Raw genomic sequence first — 18090 nt, 5'->3', positions numbered from 1 at the left:
TCAGGCCGAACGCGTGGTTCAGATCACGCACGATTTCGACGGCGCCGAGCGAATCGAGCCCCATCTCGGCAAAGGTTCGACGCGCGTCGAGTTCGTTCCGATGCACGAACAGATTCCGGCAGAGGGTCGTCTCGATCTCGTTCCGGATGCGCGGCTTCACAGGATCGGCGGCCGCGACGCGTGGCGCGGCCGGCGCCGGCCGGTCGGCATGCGCCGGCCCGTCGGTCCGGGCGGCGTCGGGCTCGGCGTGTCCGGTTCGCGCGCGAATCCCGGACACGAGATCGGCATGCAGCACCGCGTCATGCATCGCGGCCTCGCGCGCGATCACCTTCGCGAGATCGGCGCCGGCCCGCTCGGCCAATTCACGCTTCAGCGCGCTGACGACGGGAGCAGACTGCTCGGCGATCGCATCGGCGATCCGCAACGCGCTCTGCAGCACCTGCGGTCCGTCGGCGAATCGCAGGGCGACGCCCATGGCCTCGAGGTCACGCCCGGCATAGGTGGCGGCCGTCATGCACAGCTCGGCGGCCAGCGCGGCGCCGAAGCGGCGTTCAAGCGCATAGGTCGCGCCGAGGCCCGGCGTGAAGCCGAATTTGACGAAATTAGCGCTATAGGTGCCGTCGCGGTCGAGCACGACGTGATCGGCGTGCAGCCCGAACGTCAGCCCGCCACCGGCCGCGTGACCGCGCAGCGCGGCAATCACGGGCACCCGGCAGCGCGCGAGCCCCTCGTAGAGGAATGGCACGTCCGTGAAGCTGCCCTCCTTGCGCGCGAGGCGTTCGAGCGCTGACGGCGTGCCGCCCATGCTGAACACCTTGTCGGTCCCCGTCAGCACCACGGCACGCACGGCCGGGTCGGACTCGATCGAGCCGAATGCCGCCGCGAGGCCATCGAGCAGCGCCTCGGTGAACATGTTGTTATCCGCGACCGCCTGCATCCTGACGAGCGCCACGCCATTGGCGAGCACCTTCAGGGTGACCGGGTCGTTGCCTGCCACATCGCTCATGTTGGAATTTCCTGTTGATTCGGAGTGTCGGGCGGCGGGCGACACGACCCGCGCCGGCGCCTGGGCAGTCCCCTCGCGCTGCCAGCGGCCGATCCAGAAGCCCTGCGGGTGAAACAGGCGGGGCACCGGGAGAGCCACGCGACGCGCGCGCACACTGGCCCACGGCGCGGCGAAATCGACGTCGTGCCCGGCCACCCATCGCTCGATGGGACCGGCATCCAAGGCGGCGGGCGTGGCGGCCGCCCCCGCGTCGGCCGTCCCCGTCAGCACGCCCGTCACGACTTCGCTACGCACGTAGGCCCGCAGCAGCGCGACCGCGTCGCGAAGATCGGCTGCGCGGCAGGCGAGCCGGTGGGTCAAGTGGCTGCGATGCGCCTGCAGCGTGTAGGCGACGTCGGCGAGGCGTAGCGGATGATCGCCGACCGCGCCGGCACCCGAGAGCGCCTCGTCGGGATCGACATCGCGGCCGAGCCGCCGCGACAGCGCCTGGAGATCGGCGCCCTCGATGCCCAGGCTGCGCGGCGTCTCGTCGGGCCCGAGATCCGTGACGCAGACGCTGACGAGTTCGGCCGCGATCGCCAGCGCGTCGGGCCCGGTGTGGTCCGGCACCGCGTCGAGCGCCTGCGCCATCCGGTCCGCGTAGTCGCTCAGCCCCGCCGCGTCGCGGGCGGACAGAACGAGCCACTGCGCGCCACCGTCGGACGAATCCGCAGCCGCCGGGTGAACCGGAGGTTCGTCGATGATGAGATGTGCATTGGCGCCGCCGGCGCCGAACGCGGACACGGCGGCCCGCCGCGGCGCGCCGGCGATCGGCTGCCACGATGCGAGCGTTTGCTGTACGTGCAGGCCGAACGGCGCCATCCTCAGTGCGCCGTTCAGCTCACGCGAGTGCAGCGACGGCGCGAGTTGTCGCGCGCGTGCCATCAGCAGCACCTTGGTCACCGCCGCGATGCCCGCGGCGCTTTCGAGGTGCCCGATGTTCGACTTGACGGACCCGATCGGCAGCGTCGCGCCGCCGTCGCGTCCCAGCACGCGGCCGATACTCTCGACTTCGATCGGATCGCCAAGCGCGGTCCCGGTGCCATGCGCCTCGACGTAGGACACACTGGCGCCGTCGATGCCGGCGTCGCGCAGCGCGCGGGACATGACCTCGGCCTGCCCGGCCGGACTCGGCACCGTGAAGCCGCCGGTGCGGCCCGCATGATTGAGCGCATGCCCACGGATCACTCCCCACACGTGATCGCCATCGCGTAGCGCATCGCGGAGCGGGCGCAGCAGGACCGCGCCGACGCCCTCCCCGGGAACGTAGCCGCTGCCACCCGAGCCGAAGCTGCGGCACCGGCCGTCGTCGGACAGAAATTGGCCCTGCGCGAGTTGCAGGTATTTCTGCGGATGCACGGCGAGATTGACGCCCCCGGCGATCGCCATCGTGCAGGCGCCGCCGCGCAGCGCATCGATCGCAAGGCCGATCGCGGTCAGCGACGACGAGCACGCGGTGTCGACCGCCATCGACGGACCGCGCAGGTCCAGCGCATACGACACGCGGTTGGCCACCGACGCGTGCATGGCGGCCGGGGCGACCTCATCCGGATCGCCGCATAGCTGGTAGTGGTTCCACATCACGCCCGCAAACACGCCGACATTCCGGTCCGCCAGCGCGCCCGCAGGATGGCCAGCTGCTTCGAGCAGCGTCCAGCAGGTCTCCAGGAACAGGCGCTCCTGCGGATCGGCGCGTTCGGCTTCGCGCCGCGACATCTGGAAGTGCGCGGCATCGAACCCTTCGATATCGCCGAGAAAGCCGCCCCACCGTCCGTACGTGCGCCCCTCGACGCCGCGCTGCGGATCGAACAGCGCAGCATGATTCCAGCGTTCGTGCGGCACTTCGGTAATCGCGTCGTACCCGTCGCGCAGACGCATCCAGAATGCGTCGATATCGTCCGCGCCGGGATAGCGGCCGGCCAGACCGACGATCGCGATATCGTCCGCACGCTCGTGCGGCGCCGACTCCCACGCCGACTCGGCCGCGAGCGGCACGGCGCCGCCGTCGCCGCGTTCGCGCGACAGCCAGTCTCGATAACGCGGCGCATCGCCGTGCAGCACCGCGAGCGTCGTGTCCTCCGGCCGCGAGCGAAGCGTGGCTTGCAGGCACGTGAACGCGTCGGCGCTCGGCAGCGGACGCAGGCCCGTGCGCGCCATCGCCTCGTCGAGATCCGCGCCGGCCAGACGCATGCCGCCTTCCGCCCACAACGGCCATGCAATGGCCACGGTCTTGCCGCTGCGCGTCGGATCGAGGCGCCGGCGCTCGGCAAGCGCCTCGAGCATCGCGTTCGCGAACGCATAGGCCCCCTGCCCCGGGTTCGGGCGCCATGCGGCCAGCGACGAAAACGCGCAGAACAGCGTCAGCCGGTCCCGCGCCGTCGCTTCATCGAGCGCCTGGAAGCCCGCCACTTTCGATGCGGTCACCGCGCGGCAAGCAGCAGGCGATACCGTGAAGTGCAGTGCGTCCGACTGCACGCCCGCCACATGGAACACCGCGTCGATCCCGCCGAAACGCTGCCTGATCCGGTCGAGCACCGCATCGAGTCCCGCCCGGTCGGTCACGTCGCAGCGCTCATGCGCGATGCCGGCCGGCGCGGGCGTGCGCGCCCATTCGGCCAGCAGCGCGGCATCGGGCTCCGAGCGGCTGAGCACGATCACGCGGGCCCGCGCATGCGTCGCCAGCCAGTGCGCGAGCTGCACGCCGATGCCTCCTGTCCCGCCGGCGACCACGCACACGGCTGCGTCGGGCAGCACCGGCGTGCGCGCGCTGGCGTCGCCGACGGCAAGGGTGCGCGACACCAGCGCGCGTACGCGCGAGGACCCGTCCGGCAGCGCCGAGACGAGGCCGGCGGTCGCGGGAAACGTGTCGCCCGCCCGCGCGAGCTCGTCCAGCACCGCGTACTGCCAGCCGCGCTCCGGAACGAGCAGCGCACGCGCCGCGATGCGCGGGCTCTCGACGCGCACGCCGCGCAGAAACGCGGCGAACCCGTGCAGCGTCGCGGACGCGGTCTCGCCGCGCTCGACGACCAGCAGCGCGATCGGTCGCGCCCCGCGATGACAGGCCGCCGTCCAGCGCGCGAGTTCGGCCAGTTGCCCATCGGGCGCGCCGTCATGGTCACCGAACCAGACGAGCGCATCGGGCGCGCCGTCGCCGCGCGCGGCCAGGGACACCGGATCGTCGAGCGCGATGAGGTCGACGCCGCGCCGTTCGCGCGCGGCTGCGCTCAAGCTGTCGAACGCGCGCGCAGGCAGCCCGTGGACGGCGATTCGCGCAGCGCCGGTCGGGGCCGGGCGACGCCGATCCGGTATCCAGGCGGGCGCCGCGAACCCGGTTTGCGCCACGACCGGTGCGGCGGCGGGCGCCGCCGTCACGGGCTCGGCGCTCGCGTGGGCGGTCAGCGGTCCGAATGTGGCCAACAGGTGCGCATCGAGGGCCGCGATATCGCGATGCTCGAACAGCAGCGTCGGATAAATCTCATTGCCGACGACCTGTTCGAGCCGCGCCGCCAACGCGAGCAGATCGCGCGAACCCAGCCCGAGTTCGTAGAAGCCGAGGTGCGTGGCAATCGAGGCCGCCTCGATCGACAGAATCTCGCCGATCCAGATCCGCAGCAGCGCCGCATAGGAGCCGGCCTGGACCAGCTCAGCCGTGGCGGCCGGCGCATCGGCCAAAAGCGCGTCACCCGTCGCCCGTGCGCGCGGCAGCAGCAGCCGGGTGATCAGCTCGGGCTGACGGATCCGCTTGCAGGCAAGTCGGCGAAAGCTCGCGCAATGCCGTCCGTCGCGATCGTACAGGTCGTAGTCGTTGCTGATCACGTCGCCCGTCGCGGCCAGGATTTCCGTACCCGGCGCATGCAGGAAGAACTGCTCCGACAGCGGCGCGACGAGCCGCACGCGGTCGATCGAGACCGGAATGAACGGCGCGTCGAACGCGGCCTCGGTTTGCGCGTAAGCGGCGATCGTCGCGGCGTCGAGCGCAGCCGGGTGCATATGGAATCCCGGCTCCGGCGGCACTTCGAGCCGCAGCTCGCCCAGTAGCGCACCGCCGCCTGTCCATAGACGGCCGGTGCAGCGCATCGGCGCGCGATGGTCGATCCGTTCGAGCCGGGCGCGACGGTACATTTCGCTCATGTCGAGCGCATCCGTCATGCGCGCCTTCAGCGCGGCAACATCGAGCGCGGGCGCCGGCGGGTCGTGATCCACGACGAGCACCGCGCGCATGTTCTCGGCGAACGCGCCGTCGTCGCCCCAAACCCTGCTGTCCACCAGCACCGAGCCTGCATCGCCTTCCGGGAGCCAGATTCGCACGCGCAGTTCGCGATCGCCGTCAGTCGACGTGACGACGGGTTCGCTGAACAGGACCCGCTCCAGTGCGTATCCCGTCCAGGCATGTCCACGGGCCTCGAGCACCCGCGAGGTCAGGTCGAGAAACACCACGCCGGGCATCACGGACACGTCGTGAACCCGGTGGTTCTGCATGACGAGATCGGTATGTGCGAGCCGCAGCGTACAAAGAATAGATGGGTTGTTCACGATGTCGTCAATTCAGGGTAAGAGGCGGCGTCACCGAGGGCATCTCCGAAATGGAGGCTCAGCAACGATGAAGGAGCAGCCGCACGCGCAGCTTCGGGTGCCGGCGACGGGGCGGGCGGCCGTGCGCTCGAGCGCCGTCCATCGCGTTCGAGCCACAGGCGCCGGCGGCGCAGCACCGGCGGCGCGAGCGGGACCCGCACGGCAGCGTGCGCGGGCGCCTCGCCGACGATCACGTGCGCATTGCTGCCGCCGAGACCGAACGCGCTGACGCCGGCCACGCGGGGCCCCGGCAATGGCCACGCGGCACACTCGCGCGGAATGAAGAACGGCGAATGCGCCAGGTCGAAACGCGGGTTGGGCGTGTCGCAGAACAGCGTCGGCGGAACCCGCCCATGCTCGACCGCCAGCACCGTCTTCGCGAGACCGGCGGCGCCAGCCGCGCTCAACAGATGGCCGAGATTGCTTTTCACGCTCGCGACCGCGCAGTAGCCGCGCTGGGTCGTGTCGTGCCGATAGGCGTCGTTCAGCGCTTTCAACTCGATCGGATCGCCGATCTTCGTCGCGGTGCCGTGCGTCTCGACCATGCCGATCTCGTCCGGACGCCGCGCGGCCCGGGCCAGCGCCGCGCGAATCACGTCCTTCTGGGCGTCCGGGTTGGGCGTGGTCAGCCCCATTGTCCGGCCGTCGTTGTTGATCGCGCTCGCCTCGATGACCGCGCGGATCCGGTCGCCATCGGCCAGCGCGCGCGAGAGCTTCTTGAGCAGAAACACGGCGCAGCCCTCGCCCGGCACGAAGCCATCGGCGTTGCGATCGAAGGTCCGGCAGCGTCCCGTCGGCGACAGCGCGCCGGCGCGCGTGAACTGCACGTAAACCTCCTCGTCGAGAAGGACGTCGACGCCGCCGGCAAAGGCCAGCTCCGCGTCGCCCGACAGGATGGCCTGGCAGGCCTGATGCAGCGCGCTCAACGATGACGAGCATGCCGAATCGATGACCATGTTGGCGCCGCGCAGATCGAGGAAATGCGCCAGGTGGGCTGCGATGAAGTTCTGGTCGCCGCCGAGCCCCGAATCGAGCCCCGCGTTCTCGACGCGCTGCCCGTACCGGCCCATCCGCGCGCCGACAAACACGCCCGTATTGCTGCGCCGCACGTCGGCCGGCTCCCGTCCCGAATCGGCAAGGCAGTTCAGCGCCACTTCCATGAACAGGCGAATCGCCGGGTCCAGCGTCAGCGCCTCCTCCTCGCCGAGACCAAAGTAGTCCGGGTCGAACGTCTCGATATCGTCGATGAAGCCGCCCCAGCGCGACACGCTGGAGCCGGGCGCGCCCGCCGGGTCGAACAGCGACGCGGTATCCCAGCGTCCCGCCGGCACCTCGGTGACGGCGCAACGGCCGTCGGCGAGCAAGCGCCAGAACGCATCGACATCGGGCGCGCCGGGCAAGCGCACCGCCAGCCCGACGACGGCCACCGCGTCCCGGTCCGGCGTGACGGACGCCGTTTGGTCCAACGCGGACATGGGCGAGGTATCAGGCATCGGCGCAGGCTCGTCGCGCGTGCTTCGCGGCGCCCCGACCACAGCCGACGGACTCGTCGCGGCAGGCGCCGCGTGAGCGGACGGGGACCGGTCGCCGGTGTCGCCGTGCGCTTCGTTCCGCGCGGCGATCCCCATCGAGGACAAATACGCACTCAACGCATCGACCGTCGGATGTTCCAGCAGCAGGCCCGGTGCAAGCGGCTCACCGATGCATGCCTCGATATCCTCGACGAGCCGGCCCAGCATGATCGATTCGACGCCGAGTTCGGCAAAGCTCGCCGATGCCGGAATCCGCTCGATCGGCAGGCCGGTGCGTTTCGCGAGCACCTCCCGCAACCAGTCCGGAGCAAGCGCGCCGGATTCATGCACGGGCGATGCGGCGTCGGGCGGAACCCGAACGGACATCTCCGCCATGGCAGGCGCCTCCGCCACGGGGCCGGACGCGAGCAGCGCGGCATCGACCGGACAGTACCGGGCCGAGCCCGACAGCGCGACCGTCCGCCACAGGACGTCGAATGCCTCGGCATCCGACAGCAGCGGCAGCCCCTGACGCTGCATCGCCGCCATCGCGAATGCATCGACCCGCGAATCCCGCCAGGCCGGCCAGGCGATCGACTTCAATTGCGGAAACCCGCGCCGCTGCCATTGTTCGGCCAGCCGGTCCATCGCGCGATTGGCGGCCGAGTAGTCGCCCACGCCGGCGCCGACCGCGTCGACCACGGCCGAAATCGACGAGAACAGCACGATGAAATCGGGCTGCGCCGTCGCGACGCCGCGCAGCAGCGCGGCCACGCCTCCGGCCTTCGGCGCCATCACGTCCGCGATCGCGTCGGCGGGCCGGTCGACGAGCGCGCCATGGCCGCGTGCGCTCACGCCGGCGCAATGAAACACGCCGCCGAGCCGGCCCAATTCGCGATCGATCGCCGTCAGCCAGTGCCCGATCGCCACCTCGTCCTCGACGCACGCGTAATGGACGACGACACGCGCGCCTTGCCGTTCGAGCGCACCGACGAGGGCGTCGGTCTCGGCCGTGCGAGTTCGGCCCAGCAGCGCGATGTGACGCGCACCGCATCGCACCAGCTCGAGCGCGAGCCTCGCGCCGATGCCGCGCGTGCCGCCTGTTACTGCATAAGCGCAATCGGCGCGCGGCCGCCACGACGACGGCGCACGTTCGACGGGCTGCCAAGCAGGCACGAGACGGCCGAGCGGCGAGAGACAGAGGTCGCCCGCCGTCGGGCGCGCGACCTCGCCGGCCAGCATGGCCGACAGCGCTTCGCATGCAGCGCGATCCCCGAGCGCGATCGGTCCCACGTCGATGACCGAGCATGTGGTCCCGCGGTGTTCCGCGGCGAGCGCATCGAGCAGGCCCGCCAGCTCCGCGCCGGAGCCGCTGCCCGGTTCGGCCGACGGACCATGCAGCCCGCTGACCACCTGCACGATCCGCAGCGGGGTGACCGCCGATCCGCGCGCGAGCGCTGCGCAGATCTCGAACGCGGGCTGCCAGGCGCCGCCGCCGGCTTCGAGGTCGGTCAGGATCAACACGGTCGTGGGCCGCTCGCGCATGCCGGCATCGGCCCCCTGCCGAACGTGCATGCGGCGCGGCGCGAGCCGGACCGCCAGTGCGTCCGCCAACGCGCGCGCCGTCTGGCCGGCGATGCAGAGCACCGGGCCGTCGTCGTGCCCGCCGGCCGCTGCAGGCGGGTCACCGGCAGGTCGCCACACGCGCTCCGCGAGCGGAACGGGTCGCGCCGGCGGCGCCACGCCATCGTCGACCGCGTCGATCCAGCAACGCATCCGCGTAAACGGATAGCCGGGAAGCGCAGTCCACGCCGCGGCCCGTGGCCAGTCGACGTGCTGGCCGGATACCCACGCGCGCGCGAGCGCGTCGAGCGGCAGGCCGGCATCGCACGACGCGGCCTGTGGCACGGCACGGCCGCGCACGCCTACGGCCTCGCCATCGGCGAACGCCCGCAGCAGCACGATCGCCGCGTCGATGCTGTCGCACGGCGCGGCCCAGCGCTCACGCAGGGGCTCACGGCCCAATTGCAGCGTGGCGGCAACCTGCGCCAGCGACGGCGTTTCCTGGTCACGGCGTGCCAGGAACGCCGCCAAGCGGCCCGCCATCAGCCGCAGCGCGTCGTTCGTGGCGGCCGACAGCACGAGCAGCCGAGGCCCCGCCGCGTACGCGGCTGCCTGCGCCAGGTCCGGCGCAGCCTCCAGTACGACATGTGCATTGCTGCCACCAGCGCCGAATGCGCTGACGCCGGCACGCCACACCGGCCGGCCACCGTCGATGCGCGGCAGCCACGGCTGCGGCGTCTGCGGAACGACGAAGCACCGCCAGTCGATGTCGGGATTCCCGGCCGTCGCATGCAGCGACGGCGCCAGCGTCTTGTGACGCATCTGCAGCAATACCTTGGTCAGCCCGGCGATCCCGGCGGCGGCCTCGAGATGCCCGAGGTTCGACTTGATGGAACCGATCGCGAGCGGCGCGGGCGCCTGCGCAAGCGAGAACGCCGCATCGAGCGCGCGTGTTTCGATCGGATCGCCGAGCGCCGTGCCGGTGCCATGGGCCTCGATATAGGACACGCTGTCGCCCGCAATGCCGGCGTCGTCGAGCGACGCGCGCACGAGCGCCGCCTGCGCCTGCGGATTCGGCACCGTGTAGCCGTTGACCTTGCCACCGTGGTTGACCGCGCACCCGAGCACCACACCGTGGATACGATCGCCCGCCCGCTGCGCGTCGTCGCGCAAGCGCAGGATCACGACGCCGGCGCCCTCGCCGGGGATAAAGCCGTCGCCGCCCAGCCCGAAGCTGCGGCAGCGCCGATCGCTCGCGGTCATCCCCATGCGCGCCTGTTGCACGAACTTGTTCGGATGCAGCGCGAGACTCGCGCTCCCAACGATTGCGAGCCGGATGCGACCTGCGCGCAGTGCTTCGATCGCGAGCTGCATCGCCGTCAGCGACGATGAGCACATCGTATCGACGGTCAGGCTCGGGCCGCGCAGATCGAGATGGTAGGAAATGCGATTGGCCATGCCGGCCGGCGTGGCGCCAGCATCAACGAGGTGCTCGGGCGTGCCGGTCTCGATACCGAGCAGCGGATAGTCGTTGTGCATCGCGCCGATGAATACGCCGACCTCGCCGTCGAATTCGGCGCGCAGCCGAGCCGGCGGAAAACATGCGTCCTCCAATGCGTGCCAGACGGTTTCGAGCAGCACGCGCTCCTGCGGATCCATCCGGTGCGCGTCGAGGGGGGCGATGCCGAACACGAACGGATCGAAGCCGGCCACGTCGTCCAGGAACGCGCCCTGCATCAGCAGCGCGTGACCGGGAACATCGCGGGCCCGTTGCGGCGGCAAGCCGCCGACCAGGTCGGCGCCAGCGACGAGCCGCTGCCACAGCGTGTCGACGTCGTCCGCGCCCGGGTATCGGCCGGCAAGGCCGATCACCGCGACCGCGCGGTCGGCGTGGGCCGTGCCGAATTGCGCCGCCTGGGCGACGACGGGGGGGACGACGGGGAGGACGACGGAACCGGGGGGCGGCGCGCCGATTTCGGCGAGGCGCGCCGCGACTGCCGCCAGGTCGCGGCATTCATACAGCAAGGTGGCCGGCAGCGACGCAGCCGGCGCATGCCGTGATAGTTCCGCGACCACGTCGGTTGCGATGCGCGAATTCAGACCGTAGCGTTCGAGTTCGACGTGGTCGTTCAAGGACGGCTCCGCGATCCCGCTCGCGCTGGCGAACGCGGCGCGCAAGCGCGTGCGCCAGTCCTGCCCCGGCGCGTCGGCTTCGGCAGGCGCGGGCGCGGGCGCATTGAGCCAATACGCTTCGCGCGCAAACGGCGACGTCGGCAACGGCACCCGCGGCGGTACGACGCTCCAGAATGCGCGCCATTCGATCGTGTGGCCGGCGAGCCAGTCCTGCAACGCGCCGCGAAACCCGGCGGCCTGCGTCGCGACGCCGAATTTGTCGGCCGCCGCGCGCCCGACATGGATACGCCGATCGCTGCTGCTGCGCAGGTACGCGCGCAGCAGTTCGATGGCTTCCTCGCGATCGGCCGCTTCGATCGCCAGCCGATGTTCGCCATGGGCCCGGGCGAGTTGCGAAGTGCCGCACACGCCCTCCCACGAATCGTGGTCGCGGGCAGTTTCGAGCGCAGCGAGCCAGGCATCGGCCAGCGCCTCGAGCCGCGCGACCGACGGTGCCGACAGCAGCATCACGCGCGGCCCCTGTGCCATGACGCGCGAGCGGGCCGGGGGCGCGGCCAGAATCACCTGCGCGCTGGCGCCGGTACTCCCGATCGCGTTGATCAGCAGGTGCGGCCCCCCCCGCCGCGCAGGCAACGCAGTGAAGCCGCGAACCATGCGCACCGGCCCCGCGTCGAGCTCGACGAGCGGCGAGGTCGACGGCGCGACGAGGGTTGGCGCGAGCCTCCCGTATTCGAGCTGGAGCAGGACCTTCGATATCTGCGACAGGCCGGACGCCGCCTCGAGATGGCCGATGTTCGGCTTGACCGTCCCGGCCAGCACGCCGTCCGCAAACACGCGCGCGAGTGCCTGCCACTCCGCCGCATCGGATACCGGGCCACCGGCGATCGCGCATTCGACGTAGTCGATCTCGCCGCTGTCGAGGTTCGCCCGACGCAGGACCGCGCGCAGTCCCGCCTCGATAGCCGCTTCGCTGGGGCTGCCATAGGCGGCGCGCGCGCCGGATTGTTCGAGATGGGTGCCGAGGATCTGCGCGAGGACCCGGTCCGCGTGCGCATCGGCGGCGTCGGCGCGGCGCAGCAGCAACGCACCCGCCCCTTCGCCGATGACCCAGCCGGTGGTGTCGCCGTCGAACGCGCCGGCAGTCACGCGCGCCGCGACGAAGCCGAGCGCGCTCAGCGCGTCGATGTGCGACGGATGCGCGATCAGGTTGACCGCGCAGACGACGGCGCTATCGCAGTCCCCGTTCGCCAGCGCGGTACAGGCGAGATGCAGCGCGCTGAGACCCGACGAGCACGCGGTGTCGATCGCGAGGCTGGGTCCGGTGAAGCCGAACACGGCCGAGATCCGGTGAGCGATTTCCGAACCGCTGGCCGTCATCGCGGCGATGCGGCCCACGGCGCCCACACCGTATTGCCGGTAGTCCTGCCACAAATGGCCGACGAACACGCCGGTCCGCTCACCCGCCTGTTGCAGCGAACGCGCGTCGTGCCCGGCCCGCTCGAGACACTCGCGCACGACTTCCAGCAGCAGTCGCGTCTGCGGGTCGAGCTGCGCGGCATCATTCGGCGCGATCGAGAATGCAAGCGCGTCGAAGCCGTCGATCCGGTCGAAAAAGCCGCCAGCCAGCCGGTGATGCGCGCCGATGCCGTGACGGCGCGGCGCCTCGCGCAGCGCGCGCTCGCCATTGCTGAGCAGCGCCCAGAATGCGTCGGGCGTCGCCGCGCCCGGATAGCGCAATGCGTGACCGACGATCGACACCGGCGCGCGCGGCTGGCCCGCGGCATCATCCGCCATCCGCAGCGGCGCCGGAACCCCCGGTGCCGGCGCGTAGGCGACCGGCCCCAGCAGGAAGCTGTGCAGCACGGTCTGACCGGCGTGCAGTTGCAGGCTCGCCTGCACGTCCGCCGTGTCGAAGCTGCCGATCGGGCACAGTCCGAGGCCGCTCTCATGCTGGCCCAGCATCAGCAACTGGCCGATGTATCCGGCTTCGAGCAGCAGAAAGCGCTCGGCGTCCGGACCATAGAGCGGCGCGATCGCGCGCGGCTCGCCGACGAGGAACAACGCCATCGCGGCCCGGTCGCGCAGCGGCCGGTTGTAGATGAACTGCGCTTCGCGCGCGAACGTCGTGGCCCGGCCGACTCGCACGAGCGCCGCGGCCGCGCTGTCGAACCAGTAGTAGCCGGCATCGAAGCCGTCCACCCGCCCGACGCCGAGCCAAACATAGATCTGCACGCCGTAGGTGTCGCCCGCAGACGGATAGAGCCGCGCGTCACGCGTGCCGGAGCGCCGGCACGCCAGCAAACCGAGCAGCCGGCCCAATTGCGCTTTCGATACGACGCCATCGACAAGATCGCGCTGCGCGCCTCGCCAGGCGAACCACGGCTGCGGCAGGTCGACCGGCGGCAACGATGCGCGCGCCTGTCCGTCGAGATCCGCGCGACGATTGAGGCCAGCATCGAGGAACGCCTGCTTCGCGACGGGATCGAGCACGTCCACGCGCTCGTGGTCCGCCGGCCGGGCCGGCTCCGGCTGCCGCGCCGCGACCACCGGGGCGGGCGATGCCTGAACCGAGGGCTCCGCGCCGGCCAGATGCGACTGGAGCATCCGGGCGATGCCGGCCACGCTCGGGTCGCGCGTCAGCCATTCGACCTGCAGACGCACGCCGTAGTCGGCGCGCAACGCGCCGCTGACCTGAACCATCGTGAACGAGGTCGCGCCCTGTTCCCACAGTTCGCGAGCCGGGTCCGGTTCGCGTCCGAGAAAGCGTGCGAACAGCTGGCCCAGTTTGCCGGTCAGGGTGGCGAGGTCGGGCGCCGCGGCGGCCTCGCTGGACGGCGCGCAGACCGCGACGGTCGGCTTCGCGGCCACGTGGCCCATTCGATTCGTATATGCCGGGGGAGCGGCGCCGGCTCGAGCATCTGCCCTAGCCGCAGCGACGCTTCCCGCGTCGGCCGCGACGCGCGCCTGCGTCCCGCCCTCCGGCAGCGGCCACGGCAGCGCCTGCCGATCGAGCTTGCCGTTGCCGGTCGCGGGAAAGCCGCGCATCACATGGACGAAATTCGGCACCATGCTCGCCGGCAATGCCGACTGGCTGAACGTGCGCAACGCACCCGGATCGAGTTCGGATTCGCTGTCGACATAGGCGACGATCTTCGCGTCGCCGGACGGATCCTGCCGCACCACCACGACCGCCTCTCGCACGCGCGGATACTGGCGCAGCGCATGCTCGATCTCCTCGAGCTCGATGCGTACGCCGCGCACCTTGACCTGACGGTCCACGCGGCCGCAGAACGACATGCTGCCGTCCGGATAGAACGACGCGCGATCGCCGGTGCGATACATCCGCGCCGTCGGGTCAGCCACGAACGGATCGCGCACGAAGCGCTCGGCGGTCAGTTCCGGCCGGCGGTAATAGCCGAGGCTCAAAACCGCGCCGCCGATAAAGAGCTCGCCCTCGACGCCGTGCCCGCACGGCTGTCCTGCCTCATCGAGGATGTAGTAGCGCGCGTTGTCGATCGGTCGTCCGTACGGAATGCTGCGCCAGCCGGGGTCGATCTCGCCGACCTCGTGGAAGTTGGACCAGACCGTCGCCTCGGTTGCGCCGCCGAGCGAAACGAGGCGCGCGCGCGGAAACGCGGCGGCCAGCACGGGCGGCAAGGACAGCGGCGTATAGTCGCCGCTCAGGAAGACGAGGCGCAGCGCGTCGCGCACGGCGCCGACCGGCAGATCGTCGAAATGACGGCTGACCTGATCGAGCGTGGTCGGCGCCGAATTCCAGAACGTCACCGGATAGTCGGTCAGGATCGCCGCCAGCAGCGCCGGGTCACGTTGCTCGGACTCGCTGGCAAGATACAGCGCCGCGCCGTAGCCGAGCAGGCCCAGTATGTCGAACACCGAAAGATCGAAACCCAGCGAAGTCACGCAGATACCGAGGTCGTCGCCGCCGAAGCGGTACCGGCGCTGGCACCAATCGAGCAGGTTCAGCAGCGGCCGGTGGCTGACCGCCACCCCCTTGGGCTCGCCCGTGCTGCCCGACGTGAAGATCACATAGGCCAGCGAATCGACATCGTTGATCACGTCGAGATTGCGATCGTCATCGGAGCCATGAGGCAACGCGTCGACGGCCACGCAGCAAACCTGATCCGGCAGCGTCACATCGGCGGAGCGCGTCGACAGGACGAGCGCGAGCCGGCAGTCGGCCACCTCGATCATGCGTGCCGCGCGCGCGGCCGGCAGCGAAGGCTCGACCGGCACATAGGCGGCACCGGCCTTGAGCACGCCGAGCGTTGCGGCGATCAACGCCGGCGTGCGCGGCATCGAGATGGCGACCGTCGTGCCGGGGCCGGCGCCCAGTTCGCGCAAACGGCGCGCGATCGCATTGGCCCGCCGATTGACCTGCCCGAACGTCCAAGGCTCGCCGTCGCGCCAGTACACGGCGGGCGCATCGGGCCGCGCAGCCGCGACCCGTTCGAATGCGAGGTGGACCGGCCGCAACGGCTCAGCCGGCAGCGCCGTCGCCCCGCCAAGCACCTGCGGATCGGCGAGCCAATGCGCGAGCGCCGCGCGATAACGCTCGAACGCGCGCCGCGCGGCGTCAGGCGCGAAATCGCTTTCGCGGCAATCCCAGCCGATCAGCAGGCGATCGTTGACCGACAGCCCCACCGCATCGACCGATATGCCGGGCGTCGCGGTACGCCAGCGCAGCGTGTTCGCCACGCGTTCGTCAACGCGGCCCCATTCGACGATGCCCGTATAGACGACCGGCAGTGCAAGGAGCTCGCCCGCCTGCGCATTGCGCACCGACAGCGCGCCGAGACCTTCGATACCGCCGTGGGCGAGATCGTCGGCGCGGCGTTGCCGGATCGCGCGCGCCAGTTCCGGCAGCGGCGCGCGCAAGTCGATCGCATCGGGTTGCGCACCGTCCGAAAAGCTCAGCCATGCCATCTGCGACGCCTCGCCAGGGCGAACACCGTCGTCCTGCGGCCGGCAGCACACCACCGGCAGCGTAAACGGTCGCGACGCCTCGGGCCGCCACGCCGCGGCCATTGCCGCCACGAGCACGTCATCCGCATCGACTCCGGCCTCACGGCACGCGTCGAGGAATGCGCCGTAGCCGTCGAACACGGCCTCGATGCGCGTCCAGGGCGACCGCGCGGCGGCGCCCGAAAGCCGGTCCGGTCCCGCCGCGAGCGCGGGCATCCTCTCCGGCCAGTATCCGTCACGCATCGTGACGCCCGGCCATGCCACCTCCGCGGCCGCGGCGCGAACGACTGCGCCAGTGCCACCGCACAACCGGGCGGCAAGCGACGCCACTAGCCCGTGGATGCTGCTGGCATCGAGCATCAGCAGGTCGAAACAGACGTACAGCACGGCGCCGCCGGACGGCGTCGCCAACAGATGGGCCTGCTGCAGCGGCCAACGACCGGGCGGGAACGGAAGCGTCAGCAGGGTCCGCTCCAGGGCTTCGCCGTGCCGCGTCAGCGCCGCCTCGGCAACCTCGGTGACGCCGAGCCCCGCGACGACATCGCTGGCCGCATGGATTCGCACGTCCCCATCGGTTCCGACCTGGCTGCGCAGCGCGGGCGTCGCCGCGACGAGTGCACACCAGGCCGCTTCCACGCACGCGCGATCGAAGCCGCTGGCGTCGAACGAAAACACCGCGCAGCACGGCTCGGCGTCAAGCGAGGCGCTGCGCTCGACGAAATACGCCTGCTGCAGCCGGTTCAGTGCGGCGCCCGCCGACGCGCTCGCGCCGACCGCACTCAATCGCGCGAGCAGTCGGTCGAAGCACAGGCCGGCCGCCCCCGGCGGAAGCATCGCGTCGGCCACGTCCCAATGCAGTCGCAGCGCACCGTCCGCTTCCCACATCTGATGCTCGAGCGCCACGCCAGAGGTCTGGCAGCTGGCGGCGCGCGTGCGCAGCGCAGCCAGCGCGTCCACCTCGATGCCGAGCAGGCTCGTGAATACCACGGGCAGGCCGCGCGCGGGCGCCGAAGCTGGGCTTTCGCGTAGCGCGACCACAGCCGGGACCGCGCCGTGCGCGAGATGAGCCCACACCTCGCGATGCAACCGCACGGAAAACGCATCGACGGATTCGTGCACATCCCGCGCGACTGGAACGATCATGCTCGACGTATAAGGGCCGATCACGTCCTGCGCGGCCAGCGGCAGGCGGGATCGCTCGCTCGTCGTCATCACGAACGAGGCGGACCCGGCGCGATCGATCTCCAGCACGACCTCGGCGAACGCGGCAAAGACCAGCGACGTCGGGGATATGCCGAGCCGCTCGGCCTCACGCTTCAGACGCTGCCAGATGGCCGGCGACAGCTCGGCCTCGATACTTCGACGTGCGAACGGAGCCGGGCTGCCGGATGCGGCGCGCCGTTCAGCCAGCGCCGTCGTGACCTGCCGCACGAACGGTCCGGGCGGCGCATCGGCGAGCACGCCTCGCCAGTAGTCGAGCGAAGCCCGCGGCAATGGCCCGCCGAGCAGATTCGCGCACTCGGCGGGAGTGATGGCCGGGGCCTGCAGCACGCACCCTGTTGCCAGGCTCAGCCATTGCCGCAGCAGCAGTTGCAAACCGAAGCCGTCGAGCACGATCGCGTCAAGACTCATCTGCAACGAGACCCGCCCCGGCGAGCTGACGATCGCGACCGCCACCGGGCGCGCCGGCATCCGGTCGGCCCGCGCCCACCATGCATCGCGCCGCGCGGCGAGCGCGCCGTCGTGTGCGTCGTCCGTAACGCGGTCCACGTCCAGCGGCACGTCAGCGCCCGGCACCAGCGTGCCATCGTCCGCCAGCCGGACCGACAGCATCGGCTGCAGGGCGACGAGCCGCATCCAGCCGCTGACCAGCGCATCTGCATCGATACCGGTCACGTCGAACTCGCGATAGAGATGACAACCGGCCGGATCCGCGCTGTAGCCGGGGTCGGCGGTAACGAGAAACGCCTGTTGCAGCGGCAGCAGCGGCATCCCGGCCCCGCTGCCAGCGGCGTCGGGCGTTGACGCGGACGCGCGGGCGGTGTCATCGCGCCGCGCGCTTGCGATCTCATCGGCCAGTGCGGCCAGCGTCATCCCCGCGCCGAGATCGTCGACCGACACCGGCGCACCGAAATGCGCCTGCACCTCGAGTACGAAGCGCGTGGCCGCGAGCGAGCCGAGCCCTTGGGCAACGAGGCTCGCGTCGACGCCGAACTGCGTCCCGGGGCTGCACGATCGAAGGATGTCCTGCAGCGTATCCAACACGTCGAGCGAATTGTTCAT

Annotated in this window: 2 protein-coding genes (1 of these 2 only partly in view); both read right to left on the bottom strand. The window is 71.0% G+C overall.

Going from position 1 to position 18090, the window contains the following annotated elements; translation table 11 throughout:
• On the bottom strand, positions 1 to 5578 hold the 5' portion of the coding sequence (locus HWW87_RS14265; protein WP_347879291.1) for an SDR family NAD(P)-dependent oxidoreductase. Its footprint begins 15233 nt before the window's first position; the window shows 5578 of its 20811 coding nt (coding positions 1-5578); its start codon is at positions 5576 to 5578; its stop codon lies off the left edge, out of view.
• On the bottom strand, positions 5575 to 18090 hold the full coding sequence (locus HWW87_RS14260) for an amino acid adenylation domain-containing protein (RefSeq protein ID WP_175820816.1): 12516 nt from the start codon (positions 18088 to 18090) through the stop codon (positions 5575 to 5577). Before HWW87_RS14260 ends, HWW87_RS14265 begins: the two co-directional genes overlap by 4 nt.

Source organism: Burkholderia sp. BCC0419, assembly GCF_902830285.1.
In the GTDB taxonomy this organism is placed as follows: domain Bacteria; phylum Pseudomonadota; class Gammaproteobacteria; order Burkholderiales; family Burkholderiaceae; genus Burkholderia.
The sequence above is the reverse complement of the archived record's forward strand: the minus strand, read 5'-3'. Positions and strand labels throughout refer to the sequence as shown.

Excerpts from the sequence above, each read along its gene's own strand:
- HWW87_RS14260 (WP_175820816.1), bottom strand. The coding sequence starts at position 18,090 with ATGAACAATTCGCTCGACGTGTTGGATACGCTGCAGGACATCCTTCGA.